The 20,809-nt window shown below is 65.9% G+C and carries 18 protein-coding genes; 11 read left to right on the plus strand and 7 right to left on the minus strand.

Translation table 11 applies throughout. The annotated features are described in order from the left end of the window. The first annotated feature begins 11 nt into the window (after nt 1-11). Nucleotides 12-800, plus strand: coding sequence for an energy transducer TonB (locus O8I58_RS13865; RefSeq protein ID WP_298317181.1), 789 nt, complete (start codon nt 12-14; stop codon nt 798-800). 130 nt (nt 801-930) lie between these two features. Here O8I58_RS13865 and rho read toward each other — a convergent pair whose 3' ends face one another. Both rho and trxA read right to left on the minus strand, forming a co-directional pair. Beyond that, nucleotides 931-2,727, minus strand: a complete 1,797-nt coding sequence (gene rho, locus O8I58_RS13870) for a transcription termination factor Rho (RefSeq protein WP_298317184.1) — start codon at nt 2,725-2,727, stop codon at nt 931-933. Nucleotides 2,728-2,951: 224 nt separating this feature from the next. Then, nucleotides 2,952-3,293: a thioredoxin TrxA gene (gene trxA, locus O8I58_RS13875; protein ID WP_298317187.1), complete on the minus strand. Its 342-nt coding sequence runs from the start codon at nt 3,291-3,293 to the stop codon at nt 2,952-2,954. A gap of 220 nt (nt 3,294-3,513) precedes the next feature. Here trxA and rhlB point away from each other — a divergent pair, with 220 nt between their 5' ends. The 6 genes from rhlB (at nt 3,514) to O8I58_RS13905 (ending at nt 8,754) form a co-directional block, all read left to right on the plus strand. Then, the gene (gene rhlB / locus O8I58_RS13880; RefSeq protein ID WP_298317191.1) at nt 3,514-5,286 is read left to right on the plus strand and encodes an ATP-dependent RNA helicase RhlB; all 1,773 of its coding nucleotides are present in this window, start codon (nt 3,514-3,516) and stop codon (nt 5,284-5,286) included. A 141-nt stretch (nt 5,287-5,427) separates the two neighbouring features. Next, on the plus strand, nt 5,428-6,114 hold the full coding sequence (gene ftsE / locus O8I58_RS13885; protein WP_298317194.1) for a cell division ATP-binding protein FtsE: 687 nt from the start codon (nt 5,428-5,430) through the stop codon (nt 6,112-6,114). A 37-nt stretch (nt 6,115-6,151) separates the two neighbouring features. Beyond that, the gene (ftsX, locus tag O8I58_RS13890; RefSeq protein WP_298317197.1) at nt 6,152-7,120 is read left to right on the plus strand and encodes a permease-like cell division protein FtsX; all 969 of its coding nucleotides are present in this window, start codon (nt 6,152-6,154) and stop codon (nt 7,118-7,120) included. Between the two features lie 15 nt (nt 7,121-7,135). Beyond that, complete coding sequence (locus O8I58_RS13895) at nt 7,136-7,978, plus strand: response regulator (RefSeq protein WP_298317199.1); 843 nt, start codon at nt 7,136-7,138, stop codon at nt 7,976-7,978. 9 nt (nt 7,979-7,987) lie between these two features. Further along, nucleotides 7,988-8,350, plus strand: a complete 363-nt coding sequence (gene folB / locus O8I58_RS13900) for a dihydroneopterin aldolase (protein ID WP_298317202.1) — start codon at nt 7,988-7,990, stop codon at nt 8,348-8,350. Continuing rightward, a complete protein-coding gene (locus O8I58_RS13905; protein WP_298317204.1) occupies nt 8,347-8,754 on the plus strand; it encodes a 2-amino-4-hydroxy-6-hydroxymethyldihydropteridine diphosphokinase in 408 nt (135 codons plus the stop codon). Before folB ends, O8I58_RS13905 begins: the two co-directional genes overlap by 4 nt. A 269-nt stretch (nt 8,755-9,023) precedes the next feature. Here O8I58_RS13905 and O8I58_RS13910 read toward each other — a convergent pair whose 3' ends face one another. Beyond that, a complete protein-coding gene (locus O8I58_RS13910; protein ID WP_298317206.1) occupies nt 9,024-9,764 on the minus strand; it encodes a pteridine reductase in 741 nt (246 codons plus the stop codon). Between the two features lie 204 nt (nt 9,765-9,968). Here O8I58_RS13910 and O8I58_RS13915 point away from each other — a divergent pair, with 204 nt between their 5' ends. Together O8I58_RS13915 and O8I58_RS13920 are read left to right on the plus strand one after the other, a co-directional pair. Further along, complete coding sequence (locus O8I58_RS13915) at nt 9,969-11,417, plus strand: circularly permuted type 2 ATP-grasp protein (RefSeq protein ID WP_298317209.1); 1,449 nt, start codon at nt 9,969-9,971, stop codon at nt 11,415-11,417. After that, a complete protein-coding gene (locus tag O8I58_RS13920) occupies nt 11,417-12,358 on the plus strand; it encodes an alpha-E domain-containing protein (protein ID WP_298317212.1) in 942 nt (313 codons plus the stop codon). Before O8I58_RS13915 ends, O8I58_RS13920 begins: the two co-directional genes overlap by 1 nt. 165 nt (nt 12,359-12,523) lie before the next feature. Here the strand turns inward: O8I58_RS13920 and O8I58_RS13925 are convergent, their stop codons facing one another. Then, nucleotides 12,524-13,363, minus strand: coding sequence for a proteasome-type protease (locus O8I58_RS13925; protein WP_298317214.1), 840 nt, complete (start codon nt 13,361-13,363; stop codon nt 12,524-12,526). Nucleotides 13,364-13,511: 148 nt separating this feature from the next. On the opposite strand from O8I58_RS13925, the gene O8I58_RS13930 reads away from it, so the two are divergent. After that, nucleotides 13,512-14,696 carry a class I SAM-dependent methyltransferase gene (locus O8I58_RS13930; RefSeq protein WP_298317217.1) on the plus strand — a complete coding sequence of 395 codons (1,185 nt, stop codon included), beginning with the start codon at nt 13,512-13,514 and terminating at the stop codon, nt 14,694-14,696. 62 nt (nt 14,697-14,758) lie between these two features. After that, a complete protein-coding gene (locus tag O8I58_RS13935) occupies nt 14,759-15,091 on the plus strand; it encodes a VanZ family protein (protein WP_298322988.1) in 333 nt (110 codons plus the stop codon). On the opposite strand, the gene O8I58_RS13940 is transcribed toward O8I58_RS13935, so the two are convergent. The 3 genes from O8I58_RS13940 to O8I58_RS13950 all read right to left on the minus strand — a co-directional run bounded on the left by O8I58_RS13940 (nt 15,088) and on the right by O8I58_RS13950 (nt 20,646). Further along, nucleotides 15,088-17,073 carry a hypothetical protein gene (locus O8I58_RS13940; protein ID WP_298317220.1) on the minus strand — a complete coding sequence of 662 codons (1,986 nt, stop codon included), beginning with the start codon at nt 17,071-17,073 and terminating at the stop codon, nt 15,088-15,090. The genes O8I58_RS13935 and O8I58_RS13940 overlap by 4 nt on opposite strands. Before the next feature lie 134 nt (nt 17,074-17,207). Beyond that, nucleotides 17,208-19,544: a family 20 glycosylhydrolase gene (locus tag O8I58_RS13945; RefSeq protein ID WP_298322990.1), complete on the minus strand. Its 2,337-nt coding sequence runs from the start codon at nt 19,542-19,544 to the stop codon at nt 17,208-17,210. Nucleotides 19,545-19,563: 19 nt separating this feature from the next. Next, a complete protein-coding gene (locus tag O8I58_RS13950; protein ID WP_298317223.1) occupies nt 19,564-20,646 on the minus strand; it encodes a glucokinase in 1,083 nt (360 codons plus the stop codon). Nucleotides 20,647-20,809: the final 163 nt, after the last annotated feature.

Genomic DNA, 20,809 nt, shown 5'->3' on the forward strand with positions numbered 1-20,809 from the left:
AGGGGGCAGGGATGAGCAAGGTGCTTGGGATGTTGTTGTTGCTGGTCGGCCTGGTTCCGCTGGCACATGCAGCAGACCTGCAGATGCAGGTGGTAGGCGAGGTCGGTATCGATCCGGATGGCAAGGTCTTCGCCACCGACATCAAGACGATCGTAACGCCGCAGGTCAAAGACCTGATCGAGAAGACGGTTCGTGACTGGCAGTTCGAGCCGGTCCTGGTCGACGGCAAGCCAGGACACGTCAAGGCCAACATGAATCTGACGCTGCTGGCCAAGAAGTCGGATGGCGGTTATCAGTTGCAGGTGGAGCGCGCCAGGTTCTACAGCGCAAGAGCCACGACCAGGATGACGCCACCGCGTTACCCACCTGAGCCGGCCAGAGCGGGGATTGGCGCGAATGTCCTGGTCGCCGTACGTGTGGATGCGCAAGGCAAGGTCATCGATGCGGTCGCGGTCGAGACGTCGCTTCCCTATCGCAATGTCAACGCGAAAGTCGCGCGCAGCTGGGGAAAGTACTTTGAAAAGGCCACGATCCAGGCGGCCCGGGACTGGGAGTTTGCCCCGGCGCGGGTCGAGTTTGGTGACGTGGCTGATGCGACGTTGATCGTCCCGGTGACTTATCGCATCGGAGAGATGCCATCCGATGGCTGGCAGAACAACTCGGAAGGGGAGCGGCGGCAGATCCCCTGGCTCGCCACCGAGTCCCAGCAGTTCGATCCCGCTGGCCTGAAACAGGGGGAGTCCCTTGCACTGAATCAGCGCGTCAAGCTCAGGACGCAGGTCGAGGGAATAACGCTTTAGGCAAGCGCAGTCATGTGATGTGATTTTCTCCGGGGATCTTCCCCAATCGAGAAAGCCCCGCATTGCGGGGCTTTTTCGTTGCTTCCAAGAAGCGCCGGAACTCAGCGCTCCATCGCGCTGGAGAACGCGCTTATCTCTTCATGGAAGAGAAGAATTCATCGTTCGACTTGGTGTTCTTCATCTTGTCGAGCATGAACTCCATCGCGGCGATTTCGTCCATCGGGTGCAGCAGCTTGCGCAGGATCCAGATCTTCTGCAGCAGCTCCGGCTCGATCAGTAGGTCTTCGCGGCGGGTGCCGGAACGGTTGATGTCGATGGCCGGGTAGACGCGCTTCTCGGTGATGCGACGGTTCAGGTGCACTTCCGAGTTGCCGGTGCCCTTGAACTCTTCGTAGATCACCTCGTCCATCTTCGAGCCGGTCTCGACCAGCGCGGTAGCGATGATGGTTAGCGAGCCGCCTTCCTCAACGTTACGCGCCGCGCCGAAGAAGCGCTTCGGGCGATGCAGGGCGTTGGCGTCCACGCCACCGCTGAGCACCTTGCCCGAGCTCGGCACCACGTTGTTGTAGGCGCGGGCCAGGCGGGTGATCGAGTCCAGCATGATCACCACGTCCTTCTTGTGCTCGACCAGGCGCTTGGCCCGCTCGATCACCATCTCGGCGACCTGCACGTGGCGCGCGGCCGGTTCGTCGAAGGTCGAGGAGATGACCTCGCCGCGCACGGTGCGCTGCATTTCGGTCACTTCTTCCGGGCGCTCGTCGATCAGCAGCACGATCAGGTGCACGTCGGGATGATTGGTGGTGATGGCCGTGGCCACCTGCTGCATCATCATCGTCTTGCCGGCCTTGGGCGGGGAGACGATCAGCGCGCGCTGGCCTTTGCCCTGCGGCGCCATCAGGTCGAGGATGCGGCCGGAAATGTCTTCCGACGAGCCGTTGCCACGCTCCAGGGTGAAGCGCTTGCGCGGGAACAGCGGGGTCAGGTTCTCGAACAGGACCTTGCCCTTGCTGGCTTCGATCGGCTCACCGTTGATGGTGTCCACGATCGACAGCGCGAAGTAGCGCTCGCCATCCTTTGGGAAGCGGATGCGGCCGGCCAGGTGGTCGCCGGTGCGCAGGTTGAAGCGACGGATCTGGCTGGGCGAGATGTAGGTGTCGTCCGGGCCGGCCAGGTAGCTGGCCTCGGCCGCGCGCAGGAAGCCGAAGCCGTCGGGCAGGATTTCCAGCACGCCATCGGCGGCGACGCCTTCGCCATGGCGGGTCAGGACTTTCAGCAGGGCGAAGATCACGTCCTGCTTGCGGGCGCGGGCGACGCCTTCGTGGATCTGCAGCTGGTCGGCGATGTCCAGCAGCTTGAACGCCGGCATCCGCTTGAGGTCGCTCAGCGAGTACTGCGGGAAGCCTTCCGGCACCTGCGGGTGCGGACGCGGCACGAAGTTCTCGTTGGCGCCATCGGCCGGGAAGCCGTCACCGCCGTAGCCGCGGTTGTTGTTGCCGCCGCTGCGATCACGGTCGCGCCGGTTGCGGAAGCGCTCACGCCGGTTGTTGCCCTGGCCCTGGCCTTGCTGGTTGTTGTTCTGCTGGGGACGGTTGTTGCCGCCCTCGTTGCCGCCGGCATTGTGCTGCGGGTTGCGCGGCTCGCCAGGCTGGTTGGATTCGCCGGCGTCGCTACGCGGGGCCTGGGATTCGCTCGGCTCGCTCTTCGGGGCCTGCTGCTGGGGCGCAGCAGCCGCGGGCGGGGCGAGGGTTTCCGCGGCGGCGGGCTTGGGTGCGGCGGGCGCTGCTGGTGGCGCCGCGGGGGCGCTGTCCAGGGCCAGGTTGGCCTGCGGCGCGCCGGCGTCGCTCTTGGCGGTGGCGGCCTTGGTCGCGCGCGGCTTGCGCACGCGCTTCTCGGCGGTTGCTGCGCCGGTTTCGTTGCTGTCGGACAAAGTGCGATTCCTCACTGAGAGGTTGCGAGCGGCCGGCGACAAGGGCGCGGGCGGCTGGAGTGACTGGGAAGTGGTACTGCAGAAGGGTGCGGCGCTTGGATCCCCGGCGCCGGATGCTGCTGACACTAGCACTGCGCCGGGACCGCTTCAAGCGTGCCCCGGCAACAGGTTGCAACGGATTCAGGCGCCGACGCGCGCCCTGGGCGGCGCGTCGGGCGTCTGGATCAGGCGGCGGCTGCGCCGATGGCCTTGTCGATCATCTGGGTCAGCTGACCCTTGCCCACGGCGCCGACCTGGGTGGCCTGGACCTGGCCGTCCTTGAACAGCAGCAGCAGCGGGATGTTGCGCACGTGGTACTTGATGGCCGTGGCACGGTTGTCGTCCACATTCAGCTTGACCACCTTCAGGCGGCCGCCGTAACTGTCGGCCAGCTCGTCCAGGACCGGGGCGATCATCTTGCACGGGCCGCACCATTCGGCCCAGAAGTCCACCAGGACGGGCTCGCTGGACTGCAGGACGGCTGCGTCGAAATCGGCATCGCCGACGTGGGTTACCTTGTCGCTCATCGGGGTCTCCGTGGGGTTTTCGCGGTGCGGGGCCGAAGATGGCCGCCGGATGCGGTAAAATGGGGTGTTTCGCGGCCTGATCAAGCCCTGCATGCAAGGGGAAGGTCGCACCACCCGGCATCGAGTCGCCAGTTTGCGACCGGGGTGCTGGCGATGCAAGCGGACGTTTCCGCCCCTTCACACCTGCCGTCGCCCATGCGACTCGGCGCAAAGAGAATTCATGAGCGACAAGCCCCTTACCGACGTCACCTTCAACACGTTCGACCTGCATCCCAGCCTGCTGGCCGGGCTGGAAGCGGCCGGTTTTTCCCGCTGCACGCCGATCCAGGCGCTGACCCTGCCGGTGGCCCTCGCCGGCCGCGATGTCGCGGGTCAGGCCCAGACCGGCACCGGCAAGACCCTGGCGTTCCTGGTGGCGGTGATGAACCGCCTGCTGACCCGTCCGGCGCTGGCCGACCGCAAGCCGGAGGACCCGCGCGCGCTGATCATGGCGCCGACCCGCGAGCTGGCCATCCAGATTCACAAGGATGCGATGAAGTTCGGTGAGGCCCTGGGCCTGCGCTTCGCCCTGATCTACGGTGGCGTGGACTACGACAAGCAGCGCGAGCTGCTGCAGCAGGGCGTGGACGTGATCATCGCCACCCCGGGCCGCCTGATCGACTACGTCAAGCAGCACAAGGTGGTGTCCCTGCACGCCTGCGAGATGTGCGTGATGGACGAAGCCGACCGCATGTTCGACCTGGGTTTCATCAAGGACATCCGCTTCCTGCTGCGGCGCATGCCCGAGCGCGGCACCCGCCAGACGCTGCTGTTCTCGGCCACGCTGAGCCATCGCGTGCTGGAGCTGGCCTATGAGCACATGAACGAGCCGGAAAAGCTCGTCGTCGAAGCCGAGACCATCACTGCCGCGCGTGTGCGCCAGCGCATGTACCTGCCGGCTGACGACGAGAAGATCCCGTTGCTGATCGGCCTGCTGTCGCGCAGCGAAGGCGCGCGCACCATGGTGTTCGTCAATACCAAGGCCTTCGTCGAACGCGTGGCCCGTGCGCTGGAGCGTGCCGGTTACCGCGTCGGCGTGCTCTCGGGCGATGTCCCGCAGAAGAAGCGCGAAACCCTGCTCAAGCAGTTCCAGGCCGGTCGCCTCGAATTGCTGGTCGCTACAGATGTGGCCGCGCGCGGGCTGCACATCGACGGGGTCAGCCACGTCTACAACTACGACCTGCCGTTCGACGCCGAGGACTACGTGCACCGCATCGGCCGCACCGCGCGCCTGGGTGCCGAGGGTGATGCGATCAGCTTCGCCTGCGAGCGCTATGCGCAGAGCCTGCCGGACATCGAGGCCTACATCGAGCAGAAGATCCCGGTCGAGCCGATCACCACCGAACTGCTGACCGCGCTGCCGCGCCCGGAGCGCGCGCCGCTGCCGGCCGCCGAAGAAGGCGAGGAAGCTGAAAGCGTCAGCGCGATCTTCCGTGAAGCCCGCGAGCAGAAGGCCGCCGACGAAGCCCGCCGTGGCGGCGGACGTTCGTCCGGTGGCCCGGGTGGCCGCAGCGGCGGTCCGCGCGAGGGTGGGCGCAGTGGTTCGGGCGGTGGTGCGGGTGGCCGTGGTCCCCGCCCGCCGCGTCCACCGCGCAGCGCGCCGGCGGCGACAGACAAGGCCGCCGTGCCGCCGGCGGGTGATCCGCTGGTCGCTGCCAAGGCCGGTCCGGTCCAGGCGAATGCGCCTGGTGCCGTGGCCGATGGCCAGGCGCCGCAGGGCGACAAGCCGGCGCGCAAGCGTCGTCGTCGTCGCCACGGCCGTCCAGTCGAAGGCGGTGAAGCCACGCAGGGCGCCGCGTCGAGCGTTGGTGGCGACGTCGCCGCGAAGGCCCCGCGCACCGCCGGCAACCCACCGCCGAAGGCGCGCCCGGCCGATGCGCCGGTTGTTGCCACCAGCAACGACTCGTTCCTGACCCGTCTGGGCCGCAAGATCAAGTCGCTGGTGGGCGGCTGATCCAGCCGCGCCGCTGCAATACACGGGAGGGTCGCCGCAGGGCGGCCCTCCTGCGTTTCAGGCCATCGAACGTGACCCCCACGACGCCGATCGGTGCTGCAAGCGCCCACCGCTCACGAACCGATAGGCATAATCGCGGCCATGACCGTCCTGCGCTTTGAAAACGTCAGCAAGCAGTATCCCGGTGGCCACGAGGCCCTGTCCGATGTGAGCTTCGAGGTGGCCGAAGGCGAGATGCTGTTCGTCACCGGCCACTCAGGTGCCGGCAAGAGCACGCTGCTGAAACTCATCCACCTGAGCGAGCGTCCCACGCGTGGCGCGGTGCTGCTCGGCGGGCGAAACCTGCTCAAGGTGCGTGGCGGCAACGTCGCCCTGCATCGTCGCCATGTCGGCGCGGTCTACCAGGACCATCGCCTGCTGACCGACCGCACCGTGGCCGAGAACGTGGCCCTGCCGCTGATCCTGCGCGGCGAGCGTCGCGGCGACATCGGCAAGCGCGTGCGCGAGGTGCTGACCCGGCTGGGCCTGGGTCACCGCGAACGCGCGCTGCCGACCCAGCTTTCGGCCGGCGAACAGCAGCGCGTGGGCATCGCCCGGGCGATCGTGTCCGAACCGCAGCTGCTGGTGGCCGATGAACCCACTGGCAACCTGGACCCGACCCTGGCCGCGGAGATCATGTCGCTGTTCGCCTCCATGCCCGAGCGCGGCACCTCGGTGCTGGTGGTCAGCCACGACCTTGGCCTGATCAAGCGCATGCGCAAGCGCGCGCTGATCCTGGATCATGGCCGGCTGATGGATGACATCTCGCCCGACGACCTGGCGGACTGAGGCCAATGAACGACGCAATGCACCCGGTGGCACGCGCATGAGCGAGCCGACGCCGAATCCAAAAATCGAAACCAACCGTCCGGCCCCCGGCCCGCGTTCGGGACTGGGCATCTGGCTGGACCAGCATCTCTACAGTTTCGTTTCCAGCCTGGGCCGCGCGCTGCGCCGGCCGTGGTCGACGGCGCTGACCATCGGGGTGATGGCGGTGGCCTTCGCCCTGCCGCTGGGGCTGTGGCTGGCGCTGGGCAACGTGCAGCACTTCGCCGGCAACGTGCAGGCCTCGCGTCAGGTGGATATGTTCCTGAAGCTGGACACCTCGGCCGAGCGCGCCAGGGCGCTGGCCGACGAGGTCCGCGGCCGCAGCGACGTGGCCAGCGTCGAACTGCGCACGCCCGAACAAGGCCTGGCCGACTTCCGCAAGCTCAGCGGGCTGGATGCAGCCATCGACGCGCTGGACGACAACCCGCTGCCAGCGCAGCTGATCGTGATCCCCAGCGGCGATGACGCCGCGCTGGCGGCTGCGTTGCAACAGCTGCCGGAAGCCGACGTGGTCCAGCACGATGCCGTCTGGCGCCAGCGCCTGGATGGCTGGCTGCAGTTCGGCACGCGCCTGGCCTGGGTGCTGGCGGCGTTGTTCGGACTGGGCGCGTTGCTGGTGGTAGGCAACACCGTGCGCCTGGACATCCAGTCGCGGCGCGAGGAAATCGGCGTGCTGCAGCTGCTGGGTGCGACCGATGGCTTCATCCGTCGGCCTTTCATCTACCTGGGCGCCTGGTACGGCCTGGGCGCGGGCGTGCTGGCGCTGGCCCTGGTGCTGGGCGCCGGCATCGCCCTGCGTGCGCCGCTGGACGCGCTGGCCCGCAGCTATGGCAGCAGTTTCGCGCTGGACGGGCTGGACCCGGCGCGCGCCGGGCTGGTATTAGTGGCGGCCTTGATCATTGGCTGGCTGGGGGCCTGGTGGGTGACCGGTCACTTCCTGCGCCAGACGCGCCCGACCGACACCTGACCTCTTCGGGCCCCCATGCCTCCACAAGACCTGCAGCACCTGATCAGCGAAACGCCACGCGTGATGGTGGTCGATGGCTCGAAGATGGTGCGCAAGCTCATTACCGACGTGCTCAGGCGCGACCTGCCGCAGGTCGAGGTGGTTGGTTGCGCGACCCTGGTCGAGGCGCGCCAGGCATTGGTTGAAGGCCCGGTGGACCTGGTGACCACTGCGCTGTCGCTCAAGGACGGCACCGGGTTGGAAGTGGCCCGTGCGGTGCGCGAGTCCGCAGGCCAGGCCTATGTGCCGGTGATCGTGGTCTCCGGTGAGGCCCAGGCGCACCTGGAAGAGCGCCGCTTCACTGAATTCGTCACCGACTATTTCGACAAGGCGCTGGGCCACGAGGCCCTGGCCGCCTTCATCCATGGCTATGTGCAGCCGGAATCGGTGCCCGGCGCCACCGTGCTGTACGTGGAGGACAGCCGCGTGGTGGCCGAGACCACCAAGCGCATGCTGGAACGCCACGACCTGAAGGTGGTGCACGTCCTGCGTGCCGAAGACGCCTTCGCCCTGCTCACCGCCGAATCGCTGGGCATGTCCACGCACCGCTTCGACGTGGTCCTGACTGACGTGACCCTGAAGGGTGAGCTGAGTGGCGTGGATATCGTGCAGCGCGTGCGCGTGGATTTCGCCTATGGCAAGCGGCGCCTGCCGATCCTGGTGATGACCGGCGACAGCAATCGCGACAACCAGGCCGAACTGCTGCAGCTTGGCGCCAACGACCTGGTGCTCAAGCCGATCGAAGAACGCCTGCTGGTGACCAAGGTGCTGTTCCAGCTGCGCCTGGCGCGCATGGCCGGCCCGCGGCAGGACGACTAGGACAACACCGTGGACGATGTGATTTTCATTGATGGCCTGCAGGTGCAGGCGCTGATCGGTGTTTACGATTTCGAGCGGGACGCGACCCAGCCGCTGGTGTTCGACGTGGAGATGACCGTCGATACGCGTGGCGCCGGTGGCAGCGATGCGTTGGCCGACACCGTGGATTACGCGGTGGTCGCGCAGGTCATTGAATCGATCTGTGCGCAGTCAGGGTTTGCCCTGGTCGAAGCGCTGGCCGAGACGATCGCCGCACAGCTGCTGCGGAATTTCCCGATCCAGACCGTGAAACTGCGCGTGACCAAGCCGCAGGCGGTGCCCGCCGCGCGCGGCGTGGGTGTGTGCATCGTGCGTCGGCGGGGCGCGGCGTGAGCACCCACCGCTACGTGCTGCTGCTGGGCAGCAGCCTGGCCTCGCCACAGGTCCTGCAGCTGGCGCGTGAGCAGCTGTCCACGCATGGATTGGTGGAGGCGGTATCGCGCTGCGTGGAAGGGCCCAGCGTCAGTACCGACGATGGCCGGCGTTTCCATAACCAGGCACTGGTCCTGGCCACCGGCCTGGCCAACGATGCGCTGCTGCCCTCGTTGAAGCTGATCGAAGCCGATCTTGGTCGCGTGCCCGGTGAGCGGCAGTGCGTGATCGACATCGACCTGGCCTGCGAATGCGATGCGCACGGCATCGTGCTGTGGCGTGACGATGCCAAGCTGGCCCATCCGCTGTTCGTCAGCCTGATGCAGGACGTGCTGGACCAGCTGCGCGGGACGAAACTGGCCTGATCGATTGCGTCGCGCTGGGGACATCGGCGTCGTTGATGGCATCACTGCGTCGGGCGCAAGCCGCTCCTACGAAGCATCGTGTGCGAATAGGCGCTCGCGCACCTCCGCGCAAGCCGTAGGTCGGGGCCACGCCCCCCGACGGATCGTTCAATCCGCTGGACACACGTCGGCCGCGTAAGGCCGACCTACCGCTCTACAAGGAGGCCGCTACGAGATTTGAGGAGACAGTTGCTCCTACTAGGGTGCCCACGTTCAACGAGCCTGGGTCTTTAGACGAACACCGAGCGGCCGCCATCGATGGCGATGATCTGGCCGTTGACGTAGGCATTGCCATCCAGCAGCCAGCGCACGGCCGAGACGATGTCGTCGGGCGAGCCCTGGCGCTGCAGCGGCACGCGTTCGCGCAGCACGCTTTCGGTTTCGGCCTTGACCGGATTTTCCGACCACAAGATGTTGCCCGGCGCGATGGCGTTGACGCGCACGTGCGGGCCGAGCTCGCGCGCCAGTGACTGGGTCATCATCACCAGCGCGGCCTTGGCCATGCAGTACACGGTGTGCTCGGGCAGCGGCCGCTGGGCATAGATGTCGGCGATGCTGACGATGGCCCCACCACTGTCTTTCAGGTGCGGCGCGGCCGCCTGCGACAGGAAGAACGGCGCGCGTGCATTGGAGGCGAACAGCGCGTCCCACTGCGCTGGCGTGGCCGTGCCCACCGGCGTGGCGTAGTAGGCCGAAGCGTTATTGACCAGGGCATCGAGCCGGCCGAAGCGTTCGACGGTGCGCGACACCAGCAGCGGCAGTTGTCCGACATCGGCCAGCTCGGCCTGCAGCACCAGCGTGCTGCCCGGGCGCACGGCCTCCAGTTCGGCGGCCAGTGCTTCCATCTCCGCGACCGAGCCACGGTAGTGCAGGGCCAGCGCATAGCCATCGGCGTGCAGGGCGCGTGCGATGGCCGCGCCGATCCGCTTGGCTGCACCGGTGACCAGGGCGACGCGGGGAAGATCGGACATGGGAGAAGGCACCGGGAAAGATGGCGCGATTGTGGCATCCCGGTGCGTCAGCGCCTGCAAAGGCGCATGAATCTGCACCATCGCGGCGCATGCGCATCGCATTCCGTCGATTGCTTGACGCCCGTCGTGGTTTGCGGGCATGTTGCCTGACATCCCCTTCCGCACCGCTTTCCGCTGGCTGCAAGGGTCAACGGATCGGAGCGAATGGACTGGGAGAAATACCGGAGTTCCACGTTTGACGAACTGATCCAGGCCGACGGCCAGGCGCGACCCGCGGCGCGTCGCCTGGTCGAATATCTCGGCGGCCTGTCCGGCCGCGAGATCGCAGAGCGCCAGGTTGCCGCCGACGTCGTCGCCCGGGTCATGGGCATCACCTTCACCGTGTATTCGGATGGCCGCAACGTCGACCGCACGCTGCCGTTCGACCTGATCCCGCGCGTGATCCCACGCAAGGAGTGGGAAGTCACCGAAGCCGGCCTCAAGCAGCGCATGCGCGCGCTGAACCTGTTCATCGGCGACATCTACGGCAAGCAGCAGATCGTCAAGGACAAGGTATTCCCGGCGATGCTGCTCAAGGATTCGGTCAACTTCCGGCCGCAGTGCGTGGGCATCACCCCACCGTTGGGCGTGTGGGCGCACATCTGCGGCTCGGACCTGGTCCGCGATGGCGACGGCACGCTGTACGCGCTGGAGGACAACCTGCGCATCCCGTCCGGCGTGAGCTACATGCTGGAGAACCGCATGGTGGCCAAGCGCGTGTTCCCCGAGCTGTTCGAGACCAGCTCGATCCTGCCGGTGGACGAATACCCCAGCCAGCTCTACGACACCCTGGCCGCGCTGTCGCCGCGTCCGGGGGATGCGCCGGTGATCGCGCTGCTGACGCCGGGCGTGTTCAACAGCGCGTATTTCGAGCATGCGTACCTGGCGCAGTCGATGGGCATCGAACTGGTCGAAGGGCCTGACCTGTTCGTCGCCGACGACGACTGCACCTACATGCGCACCGTGTACGGCCCGCAGCGGGTGGATGTGATCTATCGGCGCGTCGATGACCTGTTCATCGATCCGGAAGTATTCCATCCCGATTCGATGCTCGGCGTGCCAGGCCTGATCCGCAGCTGGCGCGCCGGCAAGGTGGCGCTGGCCAATGCGCCGGGCGCGGGCGTGGCCGATGACAAGGTCGTGTTCGCCTACGTGCCCAAGATGATCAAGTACTACCTGGGCGAGGACGCGATCCTGCCCAACGTGCCCAGTTTCCTGTGCCACGACGACAAGGACCTCAAGCACGTGCTGGCCAACCTGGACAAGCTGGTGGTCAAGCCGGCCAACGAATCGGGCGGCTACGGCATGTTGATCGGCCCGCGCGCCAGCAAGGCCGAGATCGAGAAATTCCGCGGCCTGATCCAGGCCGATCCACGCAACTACATGGCCCAGCCGACCTTGAACCTGTCCACCGCGCCGATCGTCACCGACGAAGGTCCCTCGCCGCGCCACCTGGACCTGCGGCCTTTCATCCTGTCGCGCGAGGACACCTACGTCACCACAGGAGGCCTGACCCGCGTGGCGATGACCGAAGGCTCGCTGGTGGTCAATTCCTCGCAGGGCGGCGGCGCCAAGGACACCTGGGTGGTCGACACCGACGAGGACACGCTCTGATGCTCTCGCGCGTCGCAGACAATCTCTACTGGTTCAGCCGCTACATCCGCCGCGCGGAAAACACCGCACGCCTGGTCGGCGTGGGCAGCATGCTGCAGCTGGACCTGCCGCGCTCGGTGCGCTTCACCTGGCGGCCCATGATCGACACGGTGGGTTCGGGCGAGGTTTTCACCGCGCTGCATCCTGATGCCGGCCTCGATGTGGCCGATGCCGAGGTGGTGCGCTTCCTGCTGCTGGACGAGAACAATCCGTCCTCGCTGACCGTGTCGATCACCGGTGCGCGCGAGATCCTGCGCAGCATCCGCGACACGCTGCCGCAGGACGTGTGGGAAGCGGTCAACGACCTGCACCTGTATGTGGCCGCCAGTGGCGACCGCGCGCTGCAGCGTCGTTACCGGCTGGAGTTCATCACCCGCATCGTCGATGGCTGCCTCAAGGTGTCCGGCCTGCTGTCGGCGAATGTGAGCCGCGACATCGGCTATCAGTTCCTGCGTCTGGGCACCGGCATCGAACAGGCCGACATGACCACGCGCATCATCGATGCCGGTGCCTCGGGACTGATCACGCCACGAAGCGAGGAAGACCGCGAGGCCTTCCGCAACATGCAGTGGATGGCGGTGCTGCGTTCACTGGCGGCCTACCAGATGTATCGCCGCCACATCCGCCAGCGCGTCACCGGTGAGCATGCATTGCGTTTCCTGCTGCAGAACACCGAATTCCCGCGCAGCGTGCAGTTCTGCCTGACCCGCGCCCAGCAGGTGCTGCCGACCATGCCGCCACGAGTGGGCGTGGATCGCCATCTCAACCGGGTGGTGGGTATGATCCGCAATGCCGATCCAGTGTGGCTGGCGGCGCAGAACCCGGCCGCCTTCATGGATGAGATTCAGGTCCACCTGAGCAGCCTGCACAACGCCATCGTCGAAGGGTATTTCTACAACTGACCGCTGCGTTGCTTCGGGTGTGTGTAGAGCGGAGCTTGTGGCGATCCCATCTTGGGGACTCCGCTGGGGTCTTTCCCACGCTCTGACCGAAGAGCAGCGGAGCCCCCAAGATGGGACTGCCACAAGCTCCACTCTACAAGGGGTATCTGCGCAAAAAAGCAGTAGCTACTGCTGCCCTGCGTCGTCGCCTGGATCCTGGCGCGAGGCGATCCGGCGCGGTGGTGCCACCACCTGGCGGGCCGGCGGCTCGTCGGCATCGTCGCCTTCGCGCGCCGGTTCCCACGGGAAGCGCGGCAGGGTGCGTACCGCGTTTTCCAGCTTGCGCGACCAGGTGTCGTGGATTTCCGCATACAGCGGGGTGTCGCCTTCCAGGCGCATCTGCTGGGTGACCTTGAGGTCGCCGGCACGGATCAGTGCCATGTCCAACGGCATGCCCACCGACAGGTTGGAGCGGATGGTCGAATCCAGCGACACCAGCGCGCAGCGTGCCGCGTCTTCCAGGGTGGTGCCCGGGCGCAGGATGCGGTCCAGGATCGGCTTGCCGTACTTGGATTCGCCGATCTGCAGGTACGGGGTTTCCGGCGAAGTGGCGATGCAGTTGCCCAGTGGATAGACCATGTACAGGCCGGGGCGTTCGCCGGCGATCTGGCCGCCCAGCACCAGGGTGGACTGCACGCTGACGCCGCTCTGCTGGGCCTGGTCGTTGACCGCCGACTGGCTGGCCACCAGCACCTCGCCCACATATTCGGCCACCTCGAACAGGTGCTTGAAGGTGCGCAGGCTGCGGGCACAGGACGGATCGTCCGCATCGCGCTTGAGCCGCGACATGGTCAGCTGGGTGGTGGCCAGATTGCCTGCGGACAGGATCACGAACACCCGGTCGCCCGGGTACTCGAAGATGTGCATCTTGCGATAGACGCGCACGTCGTCGAACGAGGCGCTGGTCCGGGTATCCGCGGCGAAGACCAGGCCTTCGTCCACTTCGATGCCGACGCAATAAGTCATGTCACAACCGGGGAAGAGTGCAACACGATCATAGGGGCGGCCCCCGGTGCTGGCTAGGCCTGCCGGGACGGAATTCCGCCCGGATCTCGGCGGCGTGGCCACCGGGTGCCGCGTAACATGGCCTCCTTTGCCGCCATACGCTTGCCCGATGAACGACTTGCCGCTTCCCGATGCCGATGCCCTGGCCCACAGCGACCGATTGGGCGCGATGATCCGCGCCGAGATCGCCGCTTCCGGCGGCTCGGTTCCGTTCTCGCGTTTCATGGAGCGCTGTCTGTACACGCCGGGGCTGGGCTACTACAGCGCCGGGGCGACCAAGTTTGGCGAAGCCGGCGACTTCGTCACCGCGCCGGAGATCGGCCCGCTGTTTGCCAGCGCCGTCTCGCAGGCGGTGGCCCCGGTGCTGCAGGAACTGGGGCCGGAAGCCTGTTTCCTGGAGATCGGCGGCGGCAGCGGCGCCTTTGCCGAAGTGATGCTCAAGCGCCTGCTATCGCTGGATGCGATGCCGGCCAAGTACTGGATCCTGGAACCCAGCGCCGACCTGCGCGAGCGCCAGCGCGAACGCCTGGGCCGTCGACTGATTCCGCCGGTGTTCGACTGCGTGGAATGGCTGGACACCCCGCCAGCCGAAACCTGGAACGGCGTGGTGTTCGCCAACGAGGTGATCGACGCGCTGCCTACGCCGCGTTTCACCCTGCGCGAGGGCGAAGTGTTCGAAGAGCACGTCGCCCTGGACGGGGAAGGGCGCTTCATCGCCACCGACCGTCCGGCAGATCCGCTGCTGGCCGCCGCGGTGCGCCATGTCGAGCGTTCGCGGGACGTCTTGTTCGAGGACGGTTACCGCTCCGAGCTGCTGCCGCAGCTGCCGTACTGGGTGCAGGCGGTGATCGGCAAGCTCGACGCCGGCGCGCTGCTGTTCTGCGACTACGGCTACCCGCGCAAGGAGTTCTACCTGGAGCAGCGTGACGGCGGCACCATGCGCGCCTTCTATCGGCACCGCATGCACAACGACGTGCATCGCTGGCCGGGCCTGCAGGACATCACCGCATCGGTGGATTTCACCGCGCTGGCCGAAGCAGGTACCTCGGCGGGCTTTGCGCTGGCTGGTTACGCCACGCAGGCCGGGTTCCTGGTGGGCAATGGCTTGATCGAGCGATTGGCCGAAGCAGAAGCCCGCGCGCCGGACGAGGCGACCGTGATGCGCCTGCGCAACGAGTTCAAGAAGCTCACCCTGCCCAATGAGATGGGCGAGCGCTTCCAGTTCATGGGGTTCGCGCGCGACTGCAATTTCGACGCGGCCTTCCTGTCCGGAGACCTGACGTGGCGGCTGTAAGCATCCCTGCGTTGAAGCCGCTGCGCTGGCCGGCGTTCTGGGTCGGCCTGTGGGCGCTGGCGATGGCGGTGGTGGTGACCACCTGCCTGCTGCCGGGCGACGACATTCCCAAGGTCTGGCCGGGCGTGGACAAGCTCGAACACGCCGGATCGTTCTTCGTGCTGTCGGTGTGCGCGGTGCAGCTGTTCGCCACGCGACGCGCCTTGCTGCGGGCCGGCGCATGGCTGGTGGTGCTGGGCGTGCTGATCGAGTTTGCCCAGGGCGAGTTCACGGCCGACCGCACGCCCGACCCGATGGACGCACTCGCCGATGCGACGGGCGTCCTGCTGGGCCTGTTGATCGCGATGACACCGGCCCGCGACCTGTTGCTGCGGATGTTCCCGAGGCGCGCCTAATCGGCGTATGGCGCCAGGCAGGTCGCCAGGTCTTTTTGCTGCAGCGTGGCAGCCGCGTGGGGCCAGGCAACGGGTTGGCCGCTGGCAAGGGCCTGCAGCACAGCAACGATGGTCAGCTCCACCTCGGGTGTCTGTGCGGCTTCCGGCAATGCGTGGCGTTGCTCGATCGCTTCGAACATGACGGCATTGGCGTCCGCATAGCTCAGCGGCGTGCTGGTGCCATGCGCCTTGCGCCAGGCGGTACTGGCCAGTGCTTCATTGACCAGTGACTGGATCAGATGGGTGGCGCGGCCGTAGAGCTTCAGGTTGCCCGGTTGTACCGAGGTCATGGTGTTACCCACTACGCGGCCGAGCTTGGCCATGACGCCGGTGGAATGGGCATTGAGCAGCATCTTGAGGACGATGGCCTGATTGAGGCCGAAGGGATCGCGCTGCGGGACCTGCACATCGACGAAGGTCGCCGTCGGCGCAGCTGCGCGCAGCGATGCATCCAGTGGCTGGTCCGAGACCGAAAACACCACCTGTGCCGCGTTGGCCGCACGTACCTGCTGCAGCCAACGGAGGGCGATCGGCGACAGGCTTTCGTGGCCCAGCAGCACCAGGACCCCGAGGTCGCCGGGTCGTGGGCCGGCCTGCTGCAGTTGGGTGGCTGAAGCCGAAAGGTCATACAGAACCTGCTGTTCGGCCCCGGCCGATTTCAGGCTGTGCAATGCCGAGGCCCGCAGGTAGGGGTCATCGATCTGCTGCTGGAATGGTCCGGAATAGCGGGTTGCATCCAGGCCATGGAACGGACGCTGCAGCAGCGCATCCCATGCCTGCTGTGGGGTCTCCACCGGTGCCCAGACCTGGATCCACGAAGTGCGCTGGGCAGTGTCACACCGATCCAGGGGCGCCAGCCGGAACGTCGGCCCGCGTTCGGTAACATCCACGAACACCGGCATCAACGCGCGCTGTGCCAGGTAGGTGGCATGGCACGCATTGCGATAGGTGATTGTTTCCAGGTTGGTCCACGGCGCCAGTTGTGGGGCGGCGCTGGCAGCGATCTTCTGCAGCTGGCCGAACCTGCGCAGGCCGCTGGCGATGGTGGTGCCGGGGTGGAAGCCCAGCGCCTGCATCTGCTCGGCCGACAGCACCGGCGTAAGCAACTGCTGCAAAGCGTCTTCCAGCACCACGCCCAGCGCGTACAGGCTGGTGGTGGTGGCCTGCATGCGCGTGGAGCCGGTGATGGATTGCGGGCCGGTGGCCAGTTCGATCTTGCCGATGCGTGCGTCGTCCAGCACCTGGCGACTGCGATCGAACGGGCGCAGCACGTGGTCGGGATTGTTGTAGACAAACCATGTGTGGCCGGCGGTGGCGCCCTCCTGCGCGGCGGCGGCCAGGGCGGTGCCGATCACGGCCGAGGTCTCGCCGCCCTCGGTCACCGCAAACACCACGTCCTGTGCGCTGATCGCGTGGTCCTGTAATTGCAGCCTGCCGATCAACGGCAGGTCCTCGAAACCTTCCAGCGAGCTGATCAGGGCGCGGTCGCCACCGGTGATCTCACCGCGGACGCGGGCCTCGATTCCCGGGAAGCGCGCTTCGAGCGCTTGCCACAGGGCCGGGTATTGCAGCGCCAGGCGTCGCCAGAACGGGCGCCACAGGCCGCTCTCCAGCGTCTCGGCCAGGCGCCCGGTCGAACCGGTGCCGTAGAAATAGATGCGATGGCCATCGCGTAGCGCCTGTTGCACGGCCAGCGAGGCGGCCTGCAATCGGGCCAGTTGCTCAGGGTTGGCGGCGACTGCGTCGAAGGTCGCGATGATGTCCTGGTCCACCGAAAGCAAGTCGCGCAGGCCGGCAGTCGTATCGCTGCCGATGCATTGGCTCAGGCCCGTGGTCCGCGGATGGCGCTGCTCGGTCAGCAGTGCATGCAGCTGGAACTGTTGCTTGTGCTCCAGATAATCGATCGACTGCGCGCAAGGGGTGATGCCAAGCCGTTCAATCAACGTGGGGGTCTCATTGGGAGAGGCGCCTGACGTTTCGGATACAGCCGGCAGACCATCGTTGGCGATAGGGGAAGAAGGCATGGGGGCGTGATTGGCGAGTTGGCGCGGAAAGGGAGGCGGAATGGATGGATGACTCATTCGGGATCTGTCGGCTGCAGGCTGATCTGGTCCAGCACCCACATCTGCGGGCGGGTATCTCCGCTGAAGCGGATACAGAGCGTATGCGCTCCGCGTGCCGGCAGCCGGACCGGTGCCAGCACGGTGGCCAGGCCTTCAGCGTCCACATGCGCAGGCATCGCGGCGGTGGCCAAACGTGGGCCATCACAGCCGTCGATGCGGATGTCGAGTTCGCCCTGCGCTGTCGTCGCCGGCAGGAACCTGCGGCGGCGTTCTTCCTCGCTGCCGAGGCGGAACCGATAGGGGAGGCGGGCGGCGCGCACCCGGATCGTACCGATGCCATCAAGCGGGGCATCACTCCAGCGCCAGCAAGGTGCCAGGATGGCGACGTTGAACAACCCGCCTGCCTCGGGCGAGCGCGGATTCGCCATCCGCAGTACCGGGCCGTCCTCGGCGCACTGTTCCAACTGTTCGTCTTCGTGACGTAGCAGGGTGGTTGCGTCGATCAGGCGTGACATCGGCGCGGCCAGAACCTTGCCATCGGCGAAGGCTGCCGCGGTGATCGTCACGGGTAGCGCCAGGTCCAGCGGTGCCCGATAAGCAGGCGATGAAGTATCCGGCGGGCCACCATTGATGTTGTAGTGGATTGGGTATCCCAGCGGATTGGACAAGGTGATCCGTGCACGGCCCTCGCCGGTTGCCGCGGCGGTGAGTACGACCGAGAACGGCGTGCTCGCATAGCCGATGCCCAGTTCGCGATAACGGCGCAATTGCGTGGGCAGACGGGCCAGGAAGGTGTCGTAGTCCTTGTCCGCCTGCGGCGTCCAGCCAGTTTCGGCGACAGCGGCCAGGCGCGGAAATGCGGCATGTTCCAGGCCCGCCAGGTCGGCGATGTCGCCGGTCCAGAGATTGGCCTGCAGGCCCAGCACGTGTTGACGCTGTTCGCTGGTTAGCTCGGCCGGCACCGGGTCGAAAGCGTAAACCGTCCGCAGCGGAACGGTCTTGGGTCGTCCGGCGGGCTCACCGGGCGTATCGGTCTGCAGGTAATCCAGATACAGGTCCGGCGACGGGCTCATCACCACGTCATGACCTGCACGTGCAGCAGCGATGCCTCCATCCGTGCCTCGCCAAGACATTACCGTGGCGGAGGCTGGCAACGCGCCTTCAAGGATCTCGTCCCAGCCGATCAGGCGCTTTCCGCGCTTCACCAGCATGGCCTCCAGGCGAGTGATGAACCAGGCCTGCAGTTGCGCCTCATCCGCCAGTCCGAGTTCGTGTCGCCGCTGCTGGACACGCGTCGAGGCACGCCACTGGTCCTTGATGGCCTCATCGCCGCCGATGTGAATGTAGTCACCGGGAAACAGTTCGGCTACTTCGGCAAGGACCTGGTCGAGGAATTCGAATGTGCCTTCATCCACGTTGAACAGGTTTGCATGGATGCCGCGTTCATTCGATACCGGCAAGCGCTGGCCGGTGGTGCCCAGCTGCGGATAGGCGGCGATCGCCGCAGTGGCATGGCCAGGGACGTCGATTTCGGGTACGACCGTGATCTGGCGCGCAGCGGCGTAAGCCACGATCTCCCTGATCTGGGCCTGTGTATAGAAGCCACATTCCTGGCTTCCTGCTCCGGGCATGTCGACTTTTTCGCGACAGCCCCCGACCTGTGTCAGGTTGGGATAGCGCAGGATCTGGATGCGCCAACCTTGGTCGTCGGTGAGATGCCAATGGAAGACATTGAGCTTGTGCACCGCCATGGCATCGAGCAGCTGCTTGACCTGTTCCGGGCTTTGGAAGTGACGCGCTGAGTCGAGCATCAACCCGCGCCAGGGAAAGCGCGGTGTGTCTTCGATGTGTACTGCCGGGATGGCGATGTGATCGTCCCGTCCCGGGGGAAGTAGCTGCCAGAGCGTGATGGCGCCATAAAACAAGCCGGGTGCCTGCGCCGCCACAACCTCGATGCGCAGTGGACCGACGGTCAGTCGATAATCTTCGGGCCCTAGCTTCGCAGTAGGATCCAGTACGAACTCGATGCCGGCGCCGGAAGTCGGAATACTGCTCGGCGTGGGTTGCAATGAAATCGCGTGGCTGCGCGCAAGCAGCCGGGCGAATTCATCGGCGGCCGATGCGGAGGCCTGGCCGGAATACTGCAGGCGCGTGGTGGCATCGAGGGTATAGCGGCCTTTTTCCTGGGTGACGTGTGCCGGCATTGGGATCAGTGCCAGCGATTGCGCCGATGCCGGGCGCTCAGGCAGCAGCACGCCGGCCAGTAGAAGGCACGCCGTCAAGGTGGCGGAGCGGAGCCACCCGTGAAACGACGTTACATGGGGTGAAGTCCTGCATGCACTGCGCATCATGTCGTCCAAGAGAAGGGGGTCATTGACCGTGTTGCTGGTCCAGATACCAGTGGGCAGCGCCAATCACGCCGAGCTGACCGTGTTCGACGAGTCGGACGGGAATGCGTTCCAGTGCTGCGCGCATCGGTCCTTTATTGAGGAACCGGCTGACAAAACTGCTATGCAGGAGGAACTGGCTGATCTGCGGAAGGATGCCGCCGGCAAGGTAGATTCCTCCCTTGGCGCCGTAGAGCAGCGCCATGTCGCCGACGGTACTGCCTAACAGCCCGCAGAAGATCTCCAGGCTCTGGTGCGCGCGTTGATCGTGTCCCTGCACGGCGGCCTCCGTGATCTGGCTGGGAGTTGTATATCGAGGGTCGACCTCAGCCAGGTAACACAATGTGGTGTAGAGGTTCATCAGGCCAGGGCCGGAGAGCGTGTGTTCGATTGAAACGTGATCGTGTTGGGCAAGCAGTTGCGAGAGCACTTCGATCTCCATCGCATTGCCAGCAGCCAGCGACGCCTGGCCCGCCTCGGTTGCCAGGATGATGGGTCGCGCGGGCGTGGGAATCCACAATGCCGCACCCAAGCCGGTGCCAGGGCCGAGAATCAACACCGGGCCATCATGACCGGGCGTTGTCTCCGGTCCGCTAAGCCGCAGCACTTGGCTGGAATCCATGTGGGCGGCTGCGTAAGCAACGGCAGCGAAATCGTTGACGATACGCAGGTCGTCGAAGTCGATCGTCCTGCGGATGGTGTCTGGAGAAAGTGACCAGGGAAGGTTTGCGCTGATGATCCTTCCGTCGTCCATCGGATAGCCCGCGGTAGCGACGACGCCCCGGCGGACATGACGGGTCTCTGGTTGGGCCAGGAAATCCCCGAGGATCTCATCCAGGCCCGTGTATTCATTGCACGCATAGTTGCGATACGACGACACCTGCAGCGGGCTGATGTCGCTTCCGGGCCGGATCAGGCCGATACGGACGTGGGTGCCGCCCACGTCTGCCGCGATGAAGGTGTCGTCGCGGACGGAGTGTGTTTGCGTTGGAACGTGACTCGTGGTGGTGGCCACCGGCTCTCCGCGTGCTCGATGAAAGAGAAAGCAGGCCTGCGGCGTGCTCATATTGAGCCGATCCTAAAATTTGAATGACAACGATGTCAATCAAATGAGGGTTGCAATGAAAACGTATATCTCTGGGAACAGGCGCAGCTTGGCCATGTCGATCGAGGTGATGTTTCGAGTGCGCCCGCCAGCGTCTTGTCAAAAAATGACGTAAATATAGATG

Origin of the sequence: Pseudoxanthomonas sp. (genome assembly GCF_027498035.1) — a bacterium.
Taxonomy (GTDB): Bacteria; Pseudomonadota; Gammaproteobacteria; order Xanthomonadales; family Xanthomonadaceae; genus Pseudoxanthomonas_A.